Genomic DNA, 18,778 nt, shown 5'->3' with positions numbered 1-18,778 from the left:
ACGGCCATGAGCACAGCATCCCTGGAGAAGTCCCGTCCCACCCGCACTCACTGGCTCATCACGCTGTACGCAGGCGGCGGCGAGTTCTGCGACGGCTACATCCTCAGCATCGTCGGCGTCGCGCTTCCGCTCCTCACCGCCGACTACCACCTCAACTCCTTCGACGCCGGAGTGGTCGGCTCGGCCTCCCTGGTCGGCATGTTCGCCGGTGGCTTGGTCTTCGGCTATGTCACCGACCGGGTCGGGCGGCAGAAGGTCTATCTCTTCGACATCGCCGCCTTCATCCTGCTCTCCGCGGCCCAGTTCTTCGTCACCGATCCCTGGCAGCTCACCGTGTTGCGCTTCCTCATGGGCATCGCCATCGGTGCCGACTTCGCGATCGCGGGCACCATCGCCTCCGAGTTCGCGCCGCGCGACTCCCGGGGACCGCTGCTGGTCATCATGGTCACCATGTGGTCGGTCGGCGCCGCCGTCGCGTACGTCGTCGGCTGGGCGATGCTGTCCTCCGGCCACGACGACTGGCGCTGGATGCTCGCGAGCAGTGCGATACCCGCCGTCCTCATCCTCCTGCTGCGCTTCGGCACCCCCGAGTCCCCGCGCTGGCTGCTCAGCAAGGGCCGCGGCCAGGAGGCGGAGGCCGTGCTGAAGCAGATGCTCGGCCCGGACGCGAGCCTGGACGACCTGGAGGCCGACACCGCCTCGCGCACCCGCTACGGCGACATCTTCCGCGGCGCCTATCTGCGGCGGACCGTTTTCGTCAGCGTCTTCTGGGCGTGTCAGCTGCTGCCGATCTACGCCATCACCACCTACGAACCCACCATCCTGTCCTCCTTCGGACTGGCCGACGGTAACGACTCCTACCTCGGCTCGGTCGTGGTGCAGATCTTCTTCGTGGTCGGTTCGCTCTCGGGGATCCTGGTCATCAACAAGGGGCGGCGCACCCTGCTCCTGTGGAGCTTCGGCCTCTCCGCGATCCCCCTGCTCGGCCTCGCCGCCCTCGCCCACCCCTCACCGGCCGTCGTGATCGTCCTCTTCGCGGCCTTCGGGGTGGCGTGCTTCTCCAGCCAGTGCCTCCAGGCCGTCTACCCCTCCGAGCTGTTCCCGACCGGGGTCCGGGCCACCGCCAACGGCTTCGCCACCGGCATCAGCCGGGTCGGCGCCGCCATCGGCACCTGGGGAGCGCCCGTCGTCCTCGACCACAGCACCCGGCTGGCCATGCTCCTCGGCGCGGTGATCTGCGCCATCGGCTGGGGAACGTCGTACGTCCTCGCCCCGGAGACCAGCGGGCTCACCCTCGCCGACGCCAGCGCGGCGGATACGGACCACAGCCCCCGCGGGGGGCCGCGTGCCCGCCGTGACACCTCTTCGACCCCACCGTCCCCCGCGGTGAAGGAGCCCTCATGACCTTTCCGGACACCCCGCCCGCCACGGTCACGATCGTCGGCGGCGGAGTAGTCGGCCTGGCCTGTGCCCACTACCTCAGTGGCGCCGGGCTGCGGGTGACCGTCATCGAGCGCGACCGGCTGGGCAGCGGCGCGTCCCGCGGCAACGCCGGGGAGGTCTGCCCCGACCTGGTCGAACCGCTGGCCGCGCCCGGTGTCATCGGTACGGCGCTGCGCGGGCTGCACCGCCGGGACGGCGCGCTGGCGATCCACCCCCCGGCCGGTGCCGAACTGCTGCGGTTCCTGGTCCGGTTCGGGATGCGGGCCACTTCGCGCCAGTATGCGCGGGGGGCCGCCGCCCTCGGCGCCCTCGCGAGGGGCACCTTCGGGCTCTTCGAGGAACTGGAGGCGGCCGGTGTGGACGGGGCGGCGCACAAGGACGGCTTCCTGTTCGCCTTCCCCTCCCGGGAGTACGCCGCCGAGGCGCTCGCCGCCTTCCGCCGGCTGGACGCGCCCATCGCGCCCGGTGGTGTGCTGGAGGGAGCCCGCCTCGCGGCGGCGGAGCCGTCGCTCACCGAGGGCGCGCGGGCGGGGTTCGTGGTGGAGCGTCAGTGGTCCCTGGACCCCTCGCTCTTCGTGGACCGGCTCGCCGAGCGGCTGCGGAGCGACGGGGTGGAGCTGGTCGAGGGCGCGCGTGTCTCATCCATCGTGGACCGCTCCGGCCGGACCGAGGTCCGGACCTCGGCGGGCACCTTCCGCGCCGACACGGTGGTCATCGCGGCGGGCATCGGCTCGCGGGAGCTGGTGCGGGGGCTCGGCAAGGACGTCGACCTGGTGGCGGGCAAGGGCTACAGCTTCTCGGTGGCGGCCGAACCGCCGCCCTCCCGCCTGGTCCACCTCGGCGCGGCCAAGGTGGTGCTCACGCCGATGGGCAAGCGGGTCCGGGTCGCCGGGACGATGGAGTTCGAGCGCGACGCCGACCGGTTCCGGCAGCGGCGCATCGAGGCCATCGTGGCCGCCGCGCGCCCGTATCTGCGCCATGCGGACTGGGACGACCGCCAGGAGGAGTGGGTGGGGCCGCGGCCCATGACCCCCGACGGGCTGCCGCTGATCGGCCCGGTGCCGGGCCACCCCCGGGTGCTGCTGGCCACCGGCCACAACATGCTCGGGCTGATGCTCGCGCCCGCCACCGGCCGGCTGGTGGCCGGACTGCTGACGGGGACGGCGGATCCTGGGCTTTCCTCCACTTTCGCCCCGGTACGGAGCATTCGTCGGTACTCTTGGTGTGTACATGGCGCTCATTGAAGCGCCCTGACACCCAAGGAGCTTGCAGTGGTCAGTCGCAGAACCCTGCTCACGAGCACACTGGGCATCACCGGCGGCCTTCTCCTCCCGACGGCGGGCGCCGGCGCGGCGCCCGCCGACTGGTCCCGGGCGGTGGTGGACTCCACCATCGCCCGCAAACCGGACCCCAAGACCCTCGGCGGCTGGGGCTACACCCAAGGTCTCTTCCTGCTCGGCGCCTACCGCGTCTACCAGCGGGTCAAGGAGCCCTCGTACCTGGCGTACATCAAGGGGTGGGTGGACAACTTCGTCGACGCCGACGGCCATATGAGCCGGACCTTCGACAACCTGGACGCGATGCAGTCCGGCAATCTGCTGCTGATCCTCCACCAGGAGACCGGCGATCCGCGCTACCGGACCGCCGCCGACCAGATCCGGGACCGGATCACCACCTATCCGCGCACCGCCGACGGCGGGATGTGGCACGCCACCGGCAAGACCAACGAACTGTGGGGCGACGGGGTCTTCATGGCCCAGCCGTTCCTGCTGCGCTACGGCATCGCCTACGGCGACGAGACGTTCGCGTACGAGGAGGTCACCAGGAACCTCTCGGTGTACTTCCGCCACCTCAAGGCGGCCAACGGGCTGATCTACCACGCCTACGACGCCGACGGCGACGCCCCCTGGAAGCCCGACCCCACCACCGGCACCTCCGCCCACTTCTGGGCACGGGCCATCGGCTGGACCGCGATGACCCACATCGAGGTGCTGGAACTGCTCCCCGCGAAACACCCGCGCCGCGCCGAACTGATCGGCAACATAAGGCACTTGGCGAAGGGCTTCACGCGCTACCAGGACCCGGCCACCGGCCGCTGGTTCCAGGTCGTCGACAAGTCGAGCGACCCCGGCAACTGGACCGAGACCTCCGCCTCCAGCATGTACACCCTGATGCTGCACGCCGCCCTGGAACACGGCTGGATCAGCGGCGGCGGCTACGCCTCGGCGGTCCGCAGGGGCTATCAGGGCGTGCTGAAGAAGGTGTCGGTCGGCTCCGACGGGCTGACGAACATCACCGACATCAGCGAGGGCACCAACGTCGGGGACCTGGCCTACTACCTCGGCCGCAAGCGCAATACGAACGACCTCCACGGTCTGGGCGCCTTCCTGCTGATGAACGAGCGGCTCGCGCACTGACACGGGCGTACGGTCGCGGTCCGGCGGACCGCGACCGTACCCACCCGCGAAGGCGCTACTTCAACTCGACCTGGAAGACCTTGTCCGCGCCGTCCGGCTCCCCGCCGTTGTTGTCCGCGTTCGTCGTGGACAGCCACAGGGTGTTCTTGCCCGGCACGGTCTCCACGGTGCGCAGCCGCCCGTAGGAGCTGGTGTAGTACGCCTTCGGGGTGCCCGCGCTCGTGCCGTCCACCGGGATCCGCCACAGCCGCTCCCCGCGCAGCGCGGCCAGGTACATCGCGCCGTCGGCGTAGGTGACCCCGCTGGGCGAGGCGTCGCCGGTCGCCCACTGGCGCTTGGGGCTGGTCATCCCCGAGGTGGAGCACTCGCCCTCGCAGATCGGCCAGCCGTAGTTCTTGCCCGCTTCGATGAGGTTGAGCTCGTCGTACTTGCTGTTGCCGAACTCGGCCTCCCACAGTCGGCCCTGCGGGTCCCAGGTGATGCCCTGCGGATTGCGGTGGCCGTAGGAGTAGACGAGCGTGCCGAACGGATTGCCCGGGGCGGGTTTGCCGTCCGTGGTCATCCGCAGGATCTTCCCGTTGAGGGAGTTCTTGTCCTGGGCGAGGTCGGGTGTCTGCGCCTCGCCGGTGGTGGCGTAGAGATAGCCGTCCGGGCCGAACTTGAGGCGTCCGCCGTTGTGGTACTTGTTCTTCTTGATGCCGGTGACGATCGCCTTGTAGCCGCCGAGCGAGGAGCCGTCGTAGGTCATCCGGGCGATGCGGTTGCCGTCGGACGCGGTGTGCATCAGGTAGATGGCGTGGTCGGTGTTCCAGTTCGGGGAGACCGCGATGCCCAGCAGCCCGCCCTCACCGTCCGTGGTCACCACATTGGGCACCGTGCCGACCTGCGTCCTGGTGCCCGACTGGGTGAGCTTGTAGAGCTTGAACGAGTCGCGCTCGGTGATCAGCGCCGAGCCGTCGGGCAGCCAGCTGAGCCCCCAGGGGATGCTCCAGCCGGATGAGACGGTCTTGATGTCCGAGGGAGCCGAATCGGCCCGCGCCGGTGCGGCGTTGCCCGCGCCGGTCTGGGTGAGCAGCAGCCCGGCCGCGAGTGCGGTGGTCGCGGCCGCGGCCACGAGGGTGTTCCGGTGACTCTTCATCGCGCGCCCTCCTACTGGAGCTTGTACGCCTTGAAGTTTCGGGTGAGCAGATACGTGTTCTGGAGGCCGCTGCTGTTCAGGCTCCGGTAGATGCCCCACTTGGGCCGCAGGTAGTTCTTGCCGCGCCACAGGTCCAGGCCGGTGCGCTTGTACGAGGCGACTTCTCTGCCGTCGGTGGTCACCGACCAGTCGGCGTACGCACCCGAGTCGGCCGCCTTGACCTCGACCGATACATCGCTCCATTTGCCCTGGACCGGCGCCATGTTCGCGGCGCCGGCCTCGGTGAGATTGTCGTCGTCGTCCGACGTCCGCATCTCGACCTTCGGGCCGTCGCTGTGCTGGTGCAGCGACATGGTGAACAGCGGGGCGGCCACGTCCCCCACCTTGATCTGCATGATGTGGGTGAAGCCGGTGGTCGCGTCGAGGGTGTCCGGCACATACATCTGGTACTGGATCCGCCAGGTCTCGTTCTTGAGGATCTTGACGGCGGATCCGTCCTGCTTCATGCCCCTGACCTCTTGGCGCTGGCGGTCGGTGCTGGTGTCGACGTCCTTGGGGTAGTGGATGTCAGTGCGGAAACCATCCTGGTAGGGATAGATGTGGGTGACGCCGGGATGGGAGTCGGCGCGGTCGTCCTCGGCACCCTCGAACGCGGAAGCGACGCTCGCCCCCGACGCGGGGTTCCACTTGAGGCTCCAGGACGCGGCCGGCGCCTGCGGGGACCGCTCGGCGCCGTAGACGACCGCGGCCGGGGCGATCAGCGCGGCCGTGGCCGCGAGGGTCAGGACGGTGCGCGGTAAGAGCGGTGGGCGCTCCATCAAGGATTCTCCTGTCTGATCCTTGTTCACATCGAGGGACAGTAAGGAAAGGTTCCTAACGCGTCAACAGTTCAGCCGCGGGTGACGCGGAGGACGACCGTGCCGTGCGCGGGCACCGAGGCGCTGATCGAGCCGCTCGTGGTGGAGGTGGCCTTCGACCACAGGTCCTTCAGGCGGTACGAGGAGGAGCCGCCGAGACCGATCGCGCTCGCCGTCGTCGAGATCGTCTTGCTGGATGAGTTCTCGTTGAGCAGCGCCACGGCGCGGTCACCGTTCGCCAGTTGCTTGGCGTACACGGTCTTTCCGCCGCTGGAGGAAACGATGGTGGCCTGCTTGCCCAGGGTGTCCTGGTCGAGCGCGATGATGTCGGTGTTCTTCAGGATGGACTGGGTGGTGGCGGAGGCGTTGCGGATGTCGCTGCCGATCAGCAGCGGCGCCGCCATCATCGCCCACAGGCTGAAGTGGGTGCGGTACTCGGTGGTGGTCATCCCGCCGTTGCCGACCTCCAGCATGTCGGGGTCGTTCCAGTGGCCGGGGCCCGCGTACTGTGCGAGGTCGTCGTTGATGTGCAGCTTGTCGATCATGCTGGACCACTTGTCGCTGATGTCGCCGGTGGTCCGCCAGGAGTTGCCGACCGGCTCGCCCCAGGTCCATACCTTGGGGTTGGTCTGACCCCATTCGCACAGCGAGTAGACGATCGGGCGGCCGGTGGCGGCGAGCGCGTCGCGCATGGCCTTGTAGCGCTGCTGGGCGTCGACGCCCTGGTTGTTGCAGTTGTCGTACTTGAGGTAATCCACACCCCAGGAGGCGAACAGTTTGGCGTCCTGCTTCTCGTGGTTCAGTCCGCCCGGGAAGCCGCCGGCCGCGTTGCAGGTCTTGGTGCCGGCGCTGGTGTAGATCCCGAACTTCAGCCCCTTGGCGTGCACATAGTCCGCTACGGCCTTGATGCCGTTGGGGAAGCGGGTGCGGTTGGGCACCAGATCGCCGTCCGGGTCCCGGGTGGGCTCGGCCCAGCAGTCGTCGATGTTGACGTACGTGTAGCCGGCGTCCTTGAGGCCGAGCCTGATGAACGCGTCGGCGATGCCCTTGACCATGGACTCGTTGAAGGAGGCGTCGCAGTGCGTGGCGTTCCAGTTGTTGAAGCCCATCGGGGGCGTACGGGCCACGCCGTTGTCGAGTGCGACGGCCTGTGGCGCCGCGGTGGTGAGACTCACGGTGAGGGCGCCGGTGGCGACCGTGGTGGCCGCGGTGACGGCCGCGAGGCAGGAGCGAAGACTGCGTAATCGTGTGGATCTTTGCATGATCATCTCCCTTGAGCGCGGACAGTGCTTCGCGGAAGGTAGGAGGTGTGACGCGATGAGTCAAGGAATGGTGTGGACCAAGACGGTGGCGGTGTGGGTGACGATCGGCGGAAATTAGCCAACTGCCAGCGGATTCCGCTTGCTTCTTGGTAGTACACAGCGAATGTACAGCTGGAGAGATCGGAGGATTTTTGACGCACGCTTATTGACCGGACCCCAACAGCCGGTGACGCTGCAACAGAACGGCACATGACCGTACTCCCCCCCCCGAGAAGGAGCCCTCATGGGCCGCAGATCGCGCCGCCGCCCCGGCGCCTGGCTGGCCGCCGTGCTGTCGGCCGTCGTCACCCTCACCCTCACCGGCCCCACCCCGGCACGGGCCGAGGTCACCAACCCCCGGCAGCAGTGGCTGCGCCAGTCCCAGGCGGGGCTCTTCCTGCACTGGGGCATGCGCACCTCGCCCGGCTACACCAGCTGCTCCGCCTGGGAGAAGGCGGTCACCGACGGCGGCTGGGACGCCGGCTACTGGGTGGCCGAGGCCAAGAAGCTGCACGCCTCCTATCTGGTGCTCGCCTCCTTCCACAGCCGTCTGGGCTATGCGCGGGCCTGGCCGTCCGCCATCCCCGGAAGCTGCTCCACCAAGCGGGACTTCCTCGGCGAGCTGATCGACGCGGCGAGCGCCCAGGGGCTGAAGGTCATGCTCTATATGACCGACGATCCGCAGTGGCACGCCGAGGGCGGCCACGAATGGCTCGACTCGGCGGCCTACTCGGCCTACAAGGGCCATGACGTCGACCTGACCACACGCGACGGCTTCGGCGAGTACTCCTACGACAACTTCGTGGAAGTGCTGCGGAAGTACCCCGAGCTGTCCGGGTTCTGGATCGACAACGACAACGACTACTGGCTCGACCACGGGCTCTACGAGAAGATCCGAGCCGACCGTCCCGGCTGGCTGCTGAGCAACAACAACGAAGACACGCCGATCATGGACACGGTCAGCAATGAGCAGAAGACCGGGATGACCCCGGCCTATGACTACCCCCAGGCCATCTGGACCCCACAGCCCCGGCTCACCGAGGCCTGCTTCAAGCTGCCCAGCAGCGGGGCCTGGTGGTACAGCGGCACCGATTCGGCGGTGGACCAGGGACTCACCCTCGGCCGGCTGATCAGCGACTCCGGATCCTCCGTCAAATCCCTCATGGCCGAGACCGCCCAGGTGAACGGGCGGTTCCCCAGCAAGCAGGAGGCGTTCAACAACTACGCCAAGACCTATCTCGACAAAATCTGGGGATCGCTGGGCGGCACCGAGGGCGGTGGCTACTCCTACGGCGGGCTCCAGCCCGGCACCTGGAACGACGGCGCCCACGGGGTGACCACGGTGAGCACGGCCGACCCCGACCGCCACTTCGTCCACGTCCTCACCCGGCCCTCGGGCTCCACGCTGACGTTGCGGGACAACGGCTACCAGGCGACCGGCGTCACCGACTACCGCACCGGGAAGAAGCTCAGCTTCCGCCAGAGCGACGGCCGGATCACCATCTCCGGCATCACCGACTGGGATCCGTACGACACCGTCCTCGCCGTCCGCACCGACGGCCGTCAGGGCATCGTCCCGCCCGGTTCGCTCACCGCGAGCGCCAGCGTCTCCGCGAACGGACACCCCGCCTCCGCCGTACTCGACGGCGATCCGCGGACGTACTGGGACAACGACACCACCCTGCCCGCCTCGGTCACCCTCGATCTGCGCTCCGCCAAGAGCGTCCGCTATCTGGCCGTGAACCAGCGGGAGTGGTCGGTCTCCTACGCCCGCTCCGACACCGAGCAGTCCGCCCGCATCCGCGACTACCAGGTGCACGTCTCCGACAACGGCCGCGACTGGGGCGGCCCGGTGGCGTCCGGAACGCTGCCCAGCGCCCGCGGTGTGCGGTTTATCGACATCCCCGCCACCACCAAGCGCTATCTCCGGCTCACGGTGAACAGCACCTGGGCCGCGGCCACCGACACCAAGCACCATCGCAAGCTGCTGCTGGACGAGGTGCGCATCGGATCCGCCTACCCCGGGAGCGGCCGCACCACCACCGACGGCGGGGCACCGCGGATCCGGACCGCCCGCTGACGGCCCGTCCGCCCCGTCCCGTTGATTCATCCCCCACCGAGATGGAAGGCAGGTCGAAGCCATGAACGAGACCACACCGCGCACGGCACCCGAGGCGGCGGACCGCACCCGTACGGAGGCCGGCGAGACTGCCTGGCAGACGCCCGACTACGTGGTCGTGGAGACCGCGCTGGAGGTCACCGCCTACTCGCTGAACGCCCGCTGAGCTCCCCGCCATGCGCGTGCGCGTGCTCGGCACCGCGGCGGGTGGCGGCGTACCCCAGTGGAACTGCGCGTGCCCCGGATGCTCCGGGGCACGCGCCCACCCGGGGTGGCGCCGCCGCCATGCCTCGCTCGCCGTCCAGGCCGGTGAAGGTCACTGGTATCTGGTCAACGCCACCCCCGACCTCGGCGACCAGGTCGAGGACTGCCCCGAACTCCACCCCGGGCCCGAACCGCGCCGGACCCCGCTGGCCGGGGTGATCCTCACCGACGCCGAACTCGACCACACCCTCGGCATCGCCCGGCTGCGCGAGGCGGACGCCATCGAGATCGTGGCCACCGCCCCGGTGCGGCACGCCCTGCTGACCGGGCTCCACCTGGGCGAGATCCTCACCCCCTACGCCCGGCTGGACTGGCGCCCCCTCGGCCCCGGGGACCGGCCGCTCGACGAGGGCTCGTCCATCGCCGTCGGCGCCGTCCCCGTCTCCGCCAAACGCCCCCGCTACGCGGCCGGACGGGGCGCCCCGGACGACGACGCCTGGGTGGTCGCCCTGCGGCTGACCGACCGCGCCACCGGCCGCTCCCTCCTCTACGCCCCCGCGCTCGCCGCCTGGCCCGACGCCTTCCAGCGCGCCGCCGAAGAAGCCGACTGTGTGATCGTCGACGGCACCTTCTGGTCCGATGACGAGCCCCTCACCTGCGGCTTCGGCTCGCGTACCGCCACCGCCATGGGCCATCTGCCGATCGATGGACCGGACGGCACGGCGCACCGGCTCGCCGCACTCGGAGCGCGCACCCTGTACACCCACCTCAACAACACCAACCCCCTCAACGACCCGGCCGCGCCCCAGCACTCGGGCTTGGCGAGGCTGGGCGTCGAGGTGGCCGCCGACGGGATGGTGATCGACCTGTGAGCACCCCACGGACACGGCTCGAGGAGCGGCTGCGCGCGGTCGCGCAGGAGCGCTACCACGACCGCCACCCCTTCAACGTACGGATGCACGCGGGCGAGCTCACCCCCGCCGAACTGCGCCGCTGGATCCTCAACCGCTTCCACTACCAGCGCCACATCCCCGTCAAGGACGCGCTGATCACCGCCAAGCTCGACACCTCACGGCTGCGCCGGATGTGGCTGCGGCGCATCCAGGACCACGACGGCGCCACCGACGGCGAGGGCGGGATCGAGCGATGGCTGCGGCTCGGCGAGGCCGCGGGGCTGGACCGGGACCGGCTGCTGTCGGGTGATGAGGTGGTGCCCGGGGTGCGGCTCGCGGTCGACGGCTATGTCAACTTCTGCCGGCTGCGCGACCCGCTGGAAGCCGTCGCCGCCTCGCTCACCGAACTGTCCGCGCCCGGCATCATGCTCACCCGGATCGACGCCTTCGAGCGGTACTACCCCTGGATCGAGCGCGCGGGCCTGGCCTACTTCCGCAACCGGGTCGGCCAGGGGCGCCGGGACAGCACCGAGGCCCTCGACCTGGTCCTGACCTGGGCGCGGACCCCCGAGGACGAGGACCGCGCGGTGGCGGCGCTCGCCTTCAAATGCGATGTGCTGTGGTCGCTGCTGGACGCGGTCGACCACGCCGACACCAAGGACGGCCCGGAGGCCGACACCAAGGACGGCCCGGGGGAGGGGACATGACGACCGGACCCGGCACCGGGCCCGCCCCGGCCGGATGGCGGCCCGCGCTGTCCCCCGCCGTGAGCCTGCGCCACGACCGGGTGCGGGACGCCGACCTGCTGCTGCTGCCCGAGCGGGTGGTGGTGCTGCGCGGCAGCGCCGCGAAGATCCTTCGGCTGTGCGACGGCGACCGCGACCTCGACGCCATCGTGGCGGAACTTCGGAGCCGCTTCCCCGGCGCGCCCGTCGCCGAGGACGTGCCCGCCTTCCTCGACCGGATGCGTGGGGAGGGCTGGGTCCGATGACCGCCGTGCCCCGCCCCTGGGCCCTGCTCGCCGAGCTCACCCACGGCTGCCCGCTGCACTGCCCCTACTGCTCCAACCCCCTGGAGCTGGTCCGCCGCTCCCGTGAGCTGTCCACCGCCGAGTGGACCGAAGTGCTGCGCCAGGCGGGAGAGCTGGGCGTGGTGCACACCCATCTCTCCGGCGGGGAACCGCTGTTGCGCGGCGATCTCGCCGAGATCGTCACCGCCGCCGAGTCCGCCGGGATCTACACCCAGCTCGTCACCAGCGGAGTGGGCCTGGACGGCGCCCGGCTGGCCACGCTGACCGCCGCCGGGCTGCGCAGTGTCCAGCTGTCCCTGCAACACGCCGACCCGGCCGCCTCCGACCGGATCGCCGGACACCGCTCGTACGCCGCCAAGGAACGGGCCGCCGCCCTGGTGCGCGCGGCCGGGCTGCCGCTCGGGATCAACGTCGTCCTGCACCGCGACAACCTCGACGCGCTCGACGCCATCATCCGCCGCGGCCTGGACTGGGGCGCCGACCGGATCGAGCTGGCCAACACCCAGTTCTACGGCTGGGCGCTGCGCAACCGCGACGCCCTGCTGCCCACCCGCTACCAGCTCGCCCGGGCGCGGGACACGGTCCAGCGGTGGCGGGACCGGCTGGGCGGCGCAACCGATCTGGTGTGGGTGGTGCCCGACTACTTCGACGGCGTGGCCAAGCCCTGTATGGGCGGGTGGGGCGCGGTCTCGCTGGCCGTCGCTCCCGACGGCACCGTGCTGCCCTGCCCCGCCGCCGCGAGCCTGCCGGACCTGGACCCGCCCAACGTCCGCGACCATCCCCTGGAGTGGATCTGGGACCACTCGGGCGCCTTCAACCGCTACCGGGGCGAGGACTGGATGCGCGAGCCGTGCCGCACCTGCTCCCGCCGAGCGGAGGACTTCGGCGGCTGCCGCTGCCAGGCGTACGCCCTCACCGGCGACGCCGCCCGCACCGACCCGGCCTGTGCGCTCTCCCCGGACCACGGTGTGATCCGCGCGCTGACGACGGACCAAGGGCACCCGGCCGGAGCGGGGGCCCCGGCGCCGACCGGCGGCTATGCGTACCGCAAGCCCGGAGGGTGAGGCCGGGCGCGGTTTGGCGCATACGCCCCCGCTTCCGTAAAGTTTCGCCGTTGTCCAGGGGAACAGGCGAACCAGAAAGCGGCAGCGGCGATGACGGTGATTGACGAAGGCCGGGCCGAGCGTGCCCCGGCCGAGGGGCCGGGCATCGACCCGGAGCGGCTGGCGACCTGTCTGAGCGTCCTCGCGGAACTCGACCGGCTGCCGGTCGACCACCCCGACGCGGTCATGGTGCGCCGGGCCACCTCCGGGATCTACCGCAGTGTGAAGCAGCGCAGGCGCCAGGAGCGGCGGGCCGCGAAGACCGCGAACGACAAGGCCGTGACCGAGGCCACCGCCACCGGCGCCGCCGACCGGATCGACGACGAGACGCTGGGCCGCGCGCTCACCAGCTCCGTCACCACGGAGATCGCGGGCATCCTGGAGCGCCCCCGCTCCTGCTACGTCTGCAAGACCCGGTATGTCGAGGTCGACGCCTTCTACCACCAGCTGTGCCGCGACTGCGCCGCCGAGAACCGGGCCCGCCGCGACGCCCGCACCGATCTCACCGGGCGCCGTGCCCTGCTCACCGGCGGCCGGGCGAAGATCGGCATGTACATCGCGCTGCGGCTGCTGCGCGACGGCGCGCACACCACCGTCACCACCCGCTTCCCGGTCGACGCCATCCGCCGCTTCAAGGCCATGCCGGACAGCGGGGAGTGGCTGCACCGGCTCAAGGTCGTCGGCATCGACCTGCGCGACCCGGCCCAGGTGATCGCGCTGGCCGACGCGGTGAGCGCCGCGGGCCCGCTGGACATACTGATCAACAACGCCGCCCAGACCGTCCGCCGCACCCCGCAGGCGTACGCGGAGCTGATAGCGGGCGAGTCGGCGCCGCTCCCCGCCGGGGAGCTCCCCGAGTCCGTGGTCCTCGGCGCCTTCGGCAGCGGCGCCCAGGCGGCCCTGCCGGCGCCCCGCGCGCCCCGGGACGGCGCCCTCACCCCGCAGGACCTCACCGCCCTCGCCCTCACCAGCGGCTCCGCCTCACCGGCCCGGATCGAGGCCGGGACCGCGATCGACGCGGGCGGTCTGGTGCCGGACCTGGACCCGAGCAACACCTGGGTGCAGCGGATCAACGAGGTGGACCCGGTCGAGATGCTCGAGGTCCAGCTGTGCAATGAGACGGCGCCGTTCATCCTGGTGAGCCGGTTGCGCCCGGCGATGGCCGCCTCGCCCGCCCGGCGCAAGTACGTGGTCAACGTCTCCGCGATGGAGGGCAAGTTCGGCCGGGGCTACAAGGGCGCGGGCCATCCGCACACCAATATGGCCAAGGCCGCGCTGAACATGCTGACCCGCACCAGCGCACGCGAGATGTTCGAGTCCGACGCCATCCTGATGACGAGCGTCGACACCGGATGGATCACCGACGAGCGCCCGCACCCGGAGAAGATGCGGCTGGCGGCCGAGGGCTTCCACGCCCCCCTCGACCTGGTGGACGGCGCGGCCCGGGTCTACGACCCGATCGTCCGGGGCGAGCACGGCGAGGACCTCTTCGGCTGCTTCCTGAAGGACTACGCCCCGACGTCCTGGTGACGGCGGGGCGCCGCGGTCCGGCGTCGGGTCACGCGCTCGCCTTGTGGCCCGCCGCCGGGGCACGGCGGCCGGGGGAGAAGCCGAAGCGCCGGGCCAGCCGCCGCAGGCGGGCGCGGGTGGCGGTCCGGTAGCGCTCCCAGAGGCGGGTGAACCGGCTCGCGCGCAGCTCCTCGAAGAGCTGGTCGTAGCGCCGGGCGATCGGCTCCGGGTCATAGACCCGGGAGCTCTCCAGGGCGGCCGCGCCCATCGCCCGCCGGGCCGGGGCATCGCCCATCAGCTCCATCAGGGCACTCGCCAGCGCGTGCTTGTCCCCGGTGGGGACGAGCCGTCCGGTGAGCCCGTCCTTGATGATCTCGGCGGGGCCGAGCGGGCAGTCGGTGCTCACCACCGGCACCCCGCAGCGCATGGCCTCCACGATCGTCATCCCGAACGATTCGGCGTCCGAGGCGACCGCGACCAGCGACGCCTTGGCGAACTCCGCCTCGATGGGGGAGCGGGACCCCATCAGCTCCGCGCTCCCGGACAGGCCCAGCCGCTCGATGTGCTCCGCGAGCCGCTCCTTCTCCGCGCCCCCGCCGTAGATCCGCAGCCGCCAGGCCGGGAACTTCACCGAGATCTCCGCGAAGGCGTCGATCAGCAGGTCGAAGCGCTTGCCGCGGACCAGCCGCCCGGCCGCCGCGATCACCGGCTCGGTGCCCTCGGAGGGTGCCACGTCGGGCTCGGGGACGCTGTTGGGTATCGCCAGGGTCCGCACCCCCGGCATCGGCATCTTCTTGCGGTAGACCGCGGCGTCCGCCTCCGTCGTGGTGACCACGGCGTCCAGCGCCCGGTAGAACGGGGCCAGCTCCGCCCGCAGCTTCTTGCTGTGCGCCTCGTACCGCAGATGCTCCTGGGCGATGCGCAGGGCACGACGCGGGGCGAAGCGGGAGATGTAGACGTTCACCCCCGGCCGGGTGCCGACGATCACATCGGCGTCGCAGCCGCGCAGATACTCCGCGGCCCGCGTGTCCATCAGCCGGTTGTACTGCTTGATCCGCTTCTCGGCGGCCGGAAAGTCCCGGCTGGCCTCGAAGAACAGCGGGTCCTTCGCGTCCGCGCCCTCCGGACGCGTGTCCACCAGGGGGACCAGCCGCACCTGCGGGTCGAGGGCGAAACGCGGCGTCTCGCGGTGCCGCATCATCGAGACGATCTCGACCTCATGGCGGTCGGCGAGCGCCGTCGCGAGGTTCATGGTCGTCCGGATCGTTCCGCCGATCCCGTAGGCGTTGTGCAGCAGGAATGCGATCTTCATGCGGTATTTTCTCCGGCCGGGTGCGTCCCCGGGGCGAGTTCCCCCGGAAGCTGGTCGACACCTTGTCGAGGCCCGGTAAGTCCACCGCGTGAAGAAGGTGAGAGCGGGGTAAGAAGCCCCGCTCAGGACCCCCGCCCGCCGCGGGCACCGCTGTGGCCTTGGCAGACTCGGGGTGTGACCAACACCGTGCTGCTCGCCGAGGACGACCGTGCCATCCGCCAGGCCCTGGAACGCGCCCTGACCCTGGAGGGGTACCGCGTCACCGCCGTGCCCGACGGGATAGAGGCGCTGGCGGCCATCCACCGCGAGCGCCCGGACGTGGTCGTGCTGGACGTGATGATGCCGGGCGTGGACGGGCTCCAGGTGTGCCGGGTGCTGCGCGCCGAGGGGGACCGCACCCCCGTCCTCATGCTCACCGCGCGGGTCGAGACCGCCGACCGGATCGAGGGTCTTGACGCCGGCGCGGACGACTATGTGGCCAAGCCCTTCGAGATCGAGGAGGTCTTCGCCCGGCTGCGCGCGCTGCTGCGCCGCGCCGCCCCCGCCGAACCGGCCGCGCCGGAGGACACCGCCATCGACGGGGTGCTGGAGGTCGCCGATCTGCGCCTGGACTCCTCGGCCCGGCGGGTCTGGCGCGGCGGTACGGAGCTGGAGCTGACCCGCACCGAATTCGACCTGCTGGAGCTGCTGGCCCGCAACGCGGGCATCGTCCTGGACCACACCACCATCTACGCCCGCATCTGGGGCTACGACTTCGGCCCCGGCTCGAAGAACCTCGCCGTCTACATCGGCTATCTGCGCCGCAAGGTCGATCCGGAGGGGCGCGCCCCGCTGATCCACACCGTGCGCGGGGTCGGATACTCCCTGCGGGAGGAGTGATGGTGCGGCTCCCCCTGCTCCGCCGTGGCCGGCCCAGCCTGCGGACCACCTTCGCGCTCTCGTTCTCGGCGGCCGCCACCGTGGTCACCCTCCTGGTCGGCGGGCTCAGCTATGACGCGGCGGCCGGGCTGGTGCGGGTGGACCAGCAGTCGGCGTTCGACGACATCATCCGCGATCTGCGCGGCGAGGTCCGCGGCGACAAGGTGATCCTGCGGCAGTACCCCTCGGAGTCCGCCGTGCCCGTCCCGTACGACCTGCGGGACGATCTGCGCCGGATCAGCCGGATGGACGTCCAGGTGATCAACGGCCGGGGTACGGTCTACGACGCGGGCAAGCCCCCGCTGCCGGTGGCCGACGACGACCGGACGACCGCCGCCTCCGCCACCCCGGGCACCGTCGTACGGCGCGAGATCGGCATCGGCGGGGAGCAGTACCGGATGGCCACGGTCGCCGTGGGCGACGGCACCGGCGCGATCCAGGTGGCCCAGCAGATCAGCGACACCGAGGATCTGCTGCGCGAGCTCCAGAAGCGCACCGCGCTGTTCGTGGTCGCCGTCATCCTGGCCGCCGGACTGGCCGGCTGGTGGCTGGCCGGGCGGATCACCCGGCGGCTGGTGCGACTGACCCGGGTCGCCGAGAGCGTGGCCGCCACCGGCCGGATGGAGGTGGCGGTGCCGGTCGCCGGGGACGACGAGGTGGGCCGCCTCGGCCGGGCCTTCGACGGCATGCTCGGACAGCTCGCGCGCTCCAAGGACGACCAGCGGCGGCTGGTCCAGGACGCCGGGCACGAACTGCGCACCCCGCTCACCTCGCTGCGCACCAACATCTCCCTGCTGCGCCGCTTCGAGGAGCTGCCGGGGCCCGCGCGCGAGGATCTGCTGGCCGATCTGGCGGGGGAGACCCGGGAGCTGACCGACCTCGTCAACGAGCTGGTGGACCTGGCGGCCGGGCAGCGGGACGACGAACCCCGCACCGAGGTCTCGCTGGAGGAGGCGGCCACCACCGCCGTGACCCTCGCCCGGCGCCGGACGGGCCGCGAGATCACCGTACGGGCCGAGGGCGACACCCGGCTGACGGGTCACCCGGCCACCCTGCAGCGCGCGGTCTCCAATCTGGTGGAGAACGCCGCCAAGTTCGACCAGGGCGGCACCGAACCCGTCGAGGTGGTGATCAGCGGCCGCCGGGTGGAGGTCCTCGACCGGGGCCCGGGCATCGCCGAGGAGGACCGCGAACGGGTCTTCGACCGCTTCTACCGCGCGCCCGGCGCCCGCAGCCTGCCCGGTTCGGGGCTGGGCCTGGCCATCGTGCGCGAGGTCGCCCTCGCCCACGGGGGCACCGTCTTCGCCCGGCCGCGCCCGGGCGGGGGCGCGATACTGGGCTTCACGGTCGGCGACGCCACCGAGGCCCCGTAACACGGCGCCGCGAAGTCCCCGGCCGCCACGCGTGGCCCGCCGCAGGCGTCACGGCTTGCGGGCCACTCCCGCCCACATGTTGATGTCCGCGCTGCGGATGTCCTCCGGCCGGTCCTCGGGGTCCGGATTCCAGTGGTGGGGCTCCGACACCCCCGGGTCGATCAGCTCCAGACCGTCGAAGAAGGCCCCGACCTCGCTCTGGGAGCGGGTGATGAAGGAGATACCGCTCTCCTTGTAGACCCGGATGACGTTCCGCCAGGTCTCCTCGGAGAAGTCATGCGTGGAATGGGTCAGCATCAGAAAGCTGCCCGGGGCCAGCGGCGCCATCAGCTCGCGGATGATCTCGTACGGCTTGTCCTCCTCCGGAATGAAGTGGAAGAGCGCGTTCACGGAGACCGCCACCGGCTGGTCCAGGTCCAGCGTCTCATGCAGTTCGGGGGCGCTCATGATCCGCTGGGGATCGCGCACATCCGACTGCACATAGGCCGTACGGCCCTCGGGGGTGCCGACGAGCAGCGCTTGGGCGTAGGCCAGCACGATCGGGTCGTAGTCGGTGTAGACCACCCGGGCATCCGGGGTGACCGACTGGGCCACCTGGTGGAGGTTGGGCTCGGTGGGTATGCCGGTGCCTATGTCGAGGAACTGCCGGACCCCGGCCTCCCGGGCCAGCCAGCGGGTGGCGCGGTGGATGAAGGCCCGGTTGACGGTGGCGTTGAGCCGGACGGTCGGATAGACCTCCAGCACCCGCCCGGCGGCCTCCGCGTCGACCTCGTAGTGGTCCTTGCCGTTGAGGTAGAAGTCGTACATCCGAGCCGGGTGCGGCTTGGTGGTGTCGATCTGGTCAGGGGCGAGCCCGTTGTCGGTCACGCGGCCCTCCGTTCCGGTGCGGTACCCGCCGAGGTGGTCAGGTTTTCTGGGCGTGTGAGCAGGAAGTCCGCGGCGCCGGCCTTGGCGCCCTGGATGAACTTCTCGATTTCGTGATGGGTGTAGATCAGGGCGGGGCCGTCCGGATCGGTCGACTGACGCAGGGCCACCCGCCCGTCGTTCAGCCGCATGACCTCCACGCAGGCACCGCCGTTGGGGCCGCTCCAGGGCTTGGCCCAGCCTTCGGTTCCCAGATGTTTGGCGGGCATGCCGTTGTACACATGTACCTGATCCACA

Annotated in this window: 17 protein-coding genes and 1 pseudogene; 12 read left to right on the top strand and 6 right to left on the bottom strand. The window is 70.8% G+C overall.

The genetic code is table 11. The features are described 5' to 3' along the window. The first annotated feature begins 6 nt into the window (after positions 1-6). Genes LIV37_RS06920 through LIV37_RS06910 form a run of 3 tightly spaced genes read left to right on the top strand, consistent with a single transcriptional unit; the run spans position 7 to position 3,860 of the window. Positions 7-1,404 (top strand): MFS transporter, encoded by a 1,398-nt coding sequence (locus LIV37_RS06920; protein ID WP_020866382.1) that lies wholly within the window; start codon positions 7-9, stop codon positions 1,402-1,404. Beyond that, positions 1,401-2,687, top strand: a complete 1,287-nt coding sequence (locus LIV37_RS06915; RefSeq protein WP_020866381.1) for an NAD(P)/FAD-dependent oxidoreductase — start codon at positions 1,401-1,403, stop codon at positions 2,685-2,687. The genes LIV37_RS06920 and LIV37_RS06915 overlap by 4 nt, the downstream gene beginning before the upstream one ends. A gap of 27 nt (positions 2,688-2,714) precedes the next feature. Beyond that, positions 2,715-3,860, top strand: a complete 1,146-nt coding sequence (locus LIV37_RS06910) for a glycoside hydrolase family 88/105 protein (protein WP_020866380.1) — start codon at positions 2,715-2,717, stop codon at positions 3,858-3,860. 55 nt (positions 3,861-3,915) lie between these two features. On the opposite strand, the gene LIV37_RS06905 is transcribed toward LIV37_RS06910, so the two are convergent. The 3 genes and pseudogenes from LIV37_RS06905 to LIV37_RS06895 all read right to left on the bottom strand — a co-directional run. Further along, positions 3,916-4,998, bottom strand: coding sequence for a PQQ-dependent sugar dehydrogenase (locus tag LIV37_RS06905; RefSeq protein ID WP_020866379.1), 1,083 nt, complete (start codon positions 4,996-4,998; stop codon positions 3,916-3,918). A gap of 11 nt (positions 4,999-5,009) precedes the next feature. Next, the gene (locus tag LIV37_RS06900) at positions 5,010-5,816 is read right to left on the bottom strand and encodes a hypothetical protein (protein ID WP_020866378.1); all 807 of its coding nucleotides are present in this window, start codon (positions 5,814-5,816) and stop codon (positions 5,010-5,012) included. An 80-nt stretch (positions 5,817-5,896) separates the two neighbouring features. Next, positions 5,897-7,117: pseudogene (locus LIV37_RS06895) on the bottom strand (glycoside hydrolase family 27 protein); the annotation flags it as partial. Positions 7,118-7,400: 283 nt separating this feature from the next. Here LIV37_RS06895 and LIV37_RS06890 point away from each other — a divergent pair. From LIV37_RS06890 to LIV37_RS06860, 7 genes are all read left to right on the top strand, one after another. Further along, complete coding sequence (locus tag LIV37_RS06890; RefSeq protein WP_020866376.1) at positions 7,401-9,236, top strand: discoidin domain-containing protein; 1,836 nt, start codon at positions 7,401-7,403, stop codon at positions 9,234-9,236. Between the two features lie 61 nt (positions 9,237-9,297). Continuing rightward, complete coding sequence (gene pqqA / locus LIV37_RS06885; RefSeq protein WP_020866375.1) at positions 9,298-9,441, top strand: pyrroloquinoline quinone precursor peptide PqqA; 144 nt, start codon at positions 9,298-9,300, stop codon at positions 9,439-9,441. A 10-nt stretch (positions 9,442-9,451) separates the two neighbouring features. Next, entirely contained in the window at positions 9,452-10,351 is a 900-nt protein-coding gene (pqqB, locus tag LIV37_RS06880) for a pyrroloquinoline quinone biosynthesis protein PqqB (protein WP_020866374.1), read from the top strand. Then, positions 10,348-11,079 carry a pyrroloquinoline-quinone synthase PqqC gene (gene pqqC / locus LIV37_RS06875; protein ID WP_020866373.1) on the top strand — a complete coding sequence of 244 codons (732 nt, stop codon included), beginning with the start codon at positions 10,348-10,350 and terminating at the stop codon, positions 11,077-11,079. The genes pqqB and pqqC overlap by 4 nt, the downstream gene beginning before the upstream one ends. Then, positions 11,076-11,363, top strand: a complete 288-nt coding sequence (pqqD, locus tag LIV37_RS06870; protein WP_020866372.1) for a pyrroloquinoline quinone biosynthesis peptide chaperone PqqD — start codon at positions 11,076-11,078, stop codon at positions 11,361-11,363. Before pqqC ends, pqqD begins: the two co-directional genes overlap by 4 nt. Then, positions 11,360-12,466, top strand: coding sequence for a pyrroloquinoline quinone biosynthesis protein PqqE (gene pqqE / locus LIV37_RS06865; protein WP_020866371.1), 1,107 nt, complete (start codon positions 11,360-11,362; stop codon positions 12,464-12,466). Before pqqD ends, pqqE begins: the two co-directional genes overlap by 4 nt. A 90-nt stretch (positions 12,467-12,556) precedes the next feature. Continuing rightward, a complete protein-coding gene (locus LIV37_RS06860; protein WP_020866370.1) occupies positions 12,557-14,035 on the top strand; it encodes an SDR family NAD(P)-dependent oxidoreductase in 1,479 nt (492 codons plus the stop codon). Between the two features lie 28 nt (positions 14,036-14,063). Here the strand turns inward: LIV37_RS06860 and LIV37_RS06855 are convergent, their stop codons facing one another. Beyond that, entirely contained in the window at positions 14,064-15,326 is a 1,263-nt protein-coding gene (locus LIV37_RS06855) for a glycosyltransferase family 4 protein (RefSeq protein WP_020866369.1), read from the bottom strand. 174 nt (positions 15,327-15,500) lie between these two features. Between LIV37_RS06855 and LIV37_RS06850 the strand changes: the two genes are divergently transcribed. Further along, positions 15,501-16,205: a response regulator transcription factor gene (locus LIV37_RS06850; protein WP_020866368.1), complete on the top strand. Its 705-nt coding sequence runs from the start codon at positions 15,501-15,503 to the stop codon at positions 16,203-16,205. Beyond that, the gene (locus tag LIV37_RS06845; protein WP_020866367.1) at positions 16,205-17,617 is read left to right on the top strand and encodes a sensor histidine kinase; all 1,413 of its coding nucleotides are present in this window, start codon (positions 16,205-16,207) and stop codon (positions 17,615-17,617) included. The genes LIV37_RS06850 and LIV37_RS06845 overlap by 1 nt, the downstream gene beginning before the upstream one ends. 48 nt (positions 17,618-17,665) lie before the next feature. On the opposite strand, the gene LIV37_RS06840 is transcribed toward LIV37_RS06845, so the two are convergent. Both LIV37_RS06840 and LIV37_RS06835 read right to left on the bottom strand, forming a co-directional pair. After that, positions 17,666-18,484 (bottom strand): SAM-dependent methyltransferase, encoded by an 819-nt coding sequence (locus LIV37_RS06840; RefSeq protein WP_020866366.1) that lies wholly within the window; start codon positions 18,482-18,484, stop codon positions 17,666-17,668. Further along, a complete protein-coding gene (locus tag LIV37_RS06835; protein WP_020866365.1) occupies positions 18,481-18,777 on the bottom strand; it encodes a DUF397 domain-containing protein in 297 nt (98 codons plus the stop codon). The genes LIV37_RS06840 and LIV37_RS06835 overlap by 4 nt, the downstream gene beginning before the upstream one ends. Between the last annotated feature and the right edge of the window lies 1 nt (position 18,778).

It is taken from the genome of Streptomyces rapamycinicus NRRL 5491 (assembly GCF_024298965.1).
GTDB classification, from domain to species: Bacteria; Actinomycetota; Actinomycetes; order Streptomycetales; family Streptomycetaceae; genus Streptomyces; species Streptomyces rapamycinicus.
This window is presented reverse-complemented; position numbering and strand designations above follow the sequence as displayed.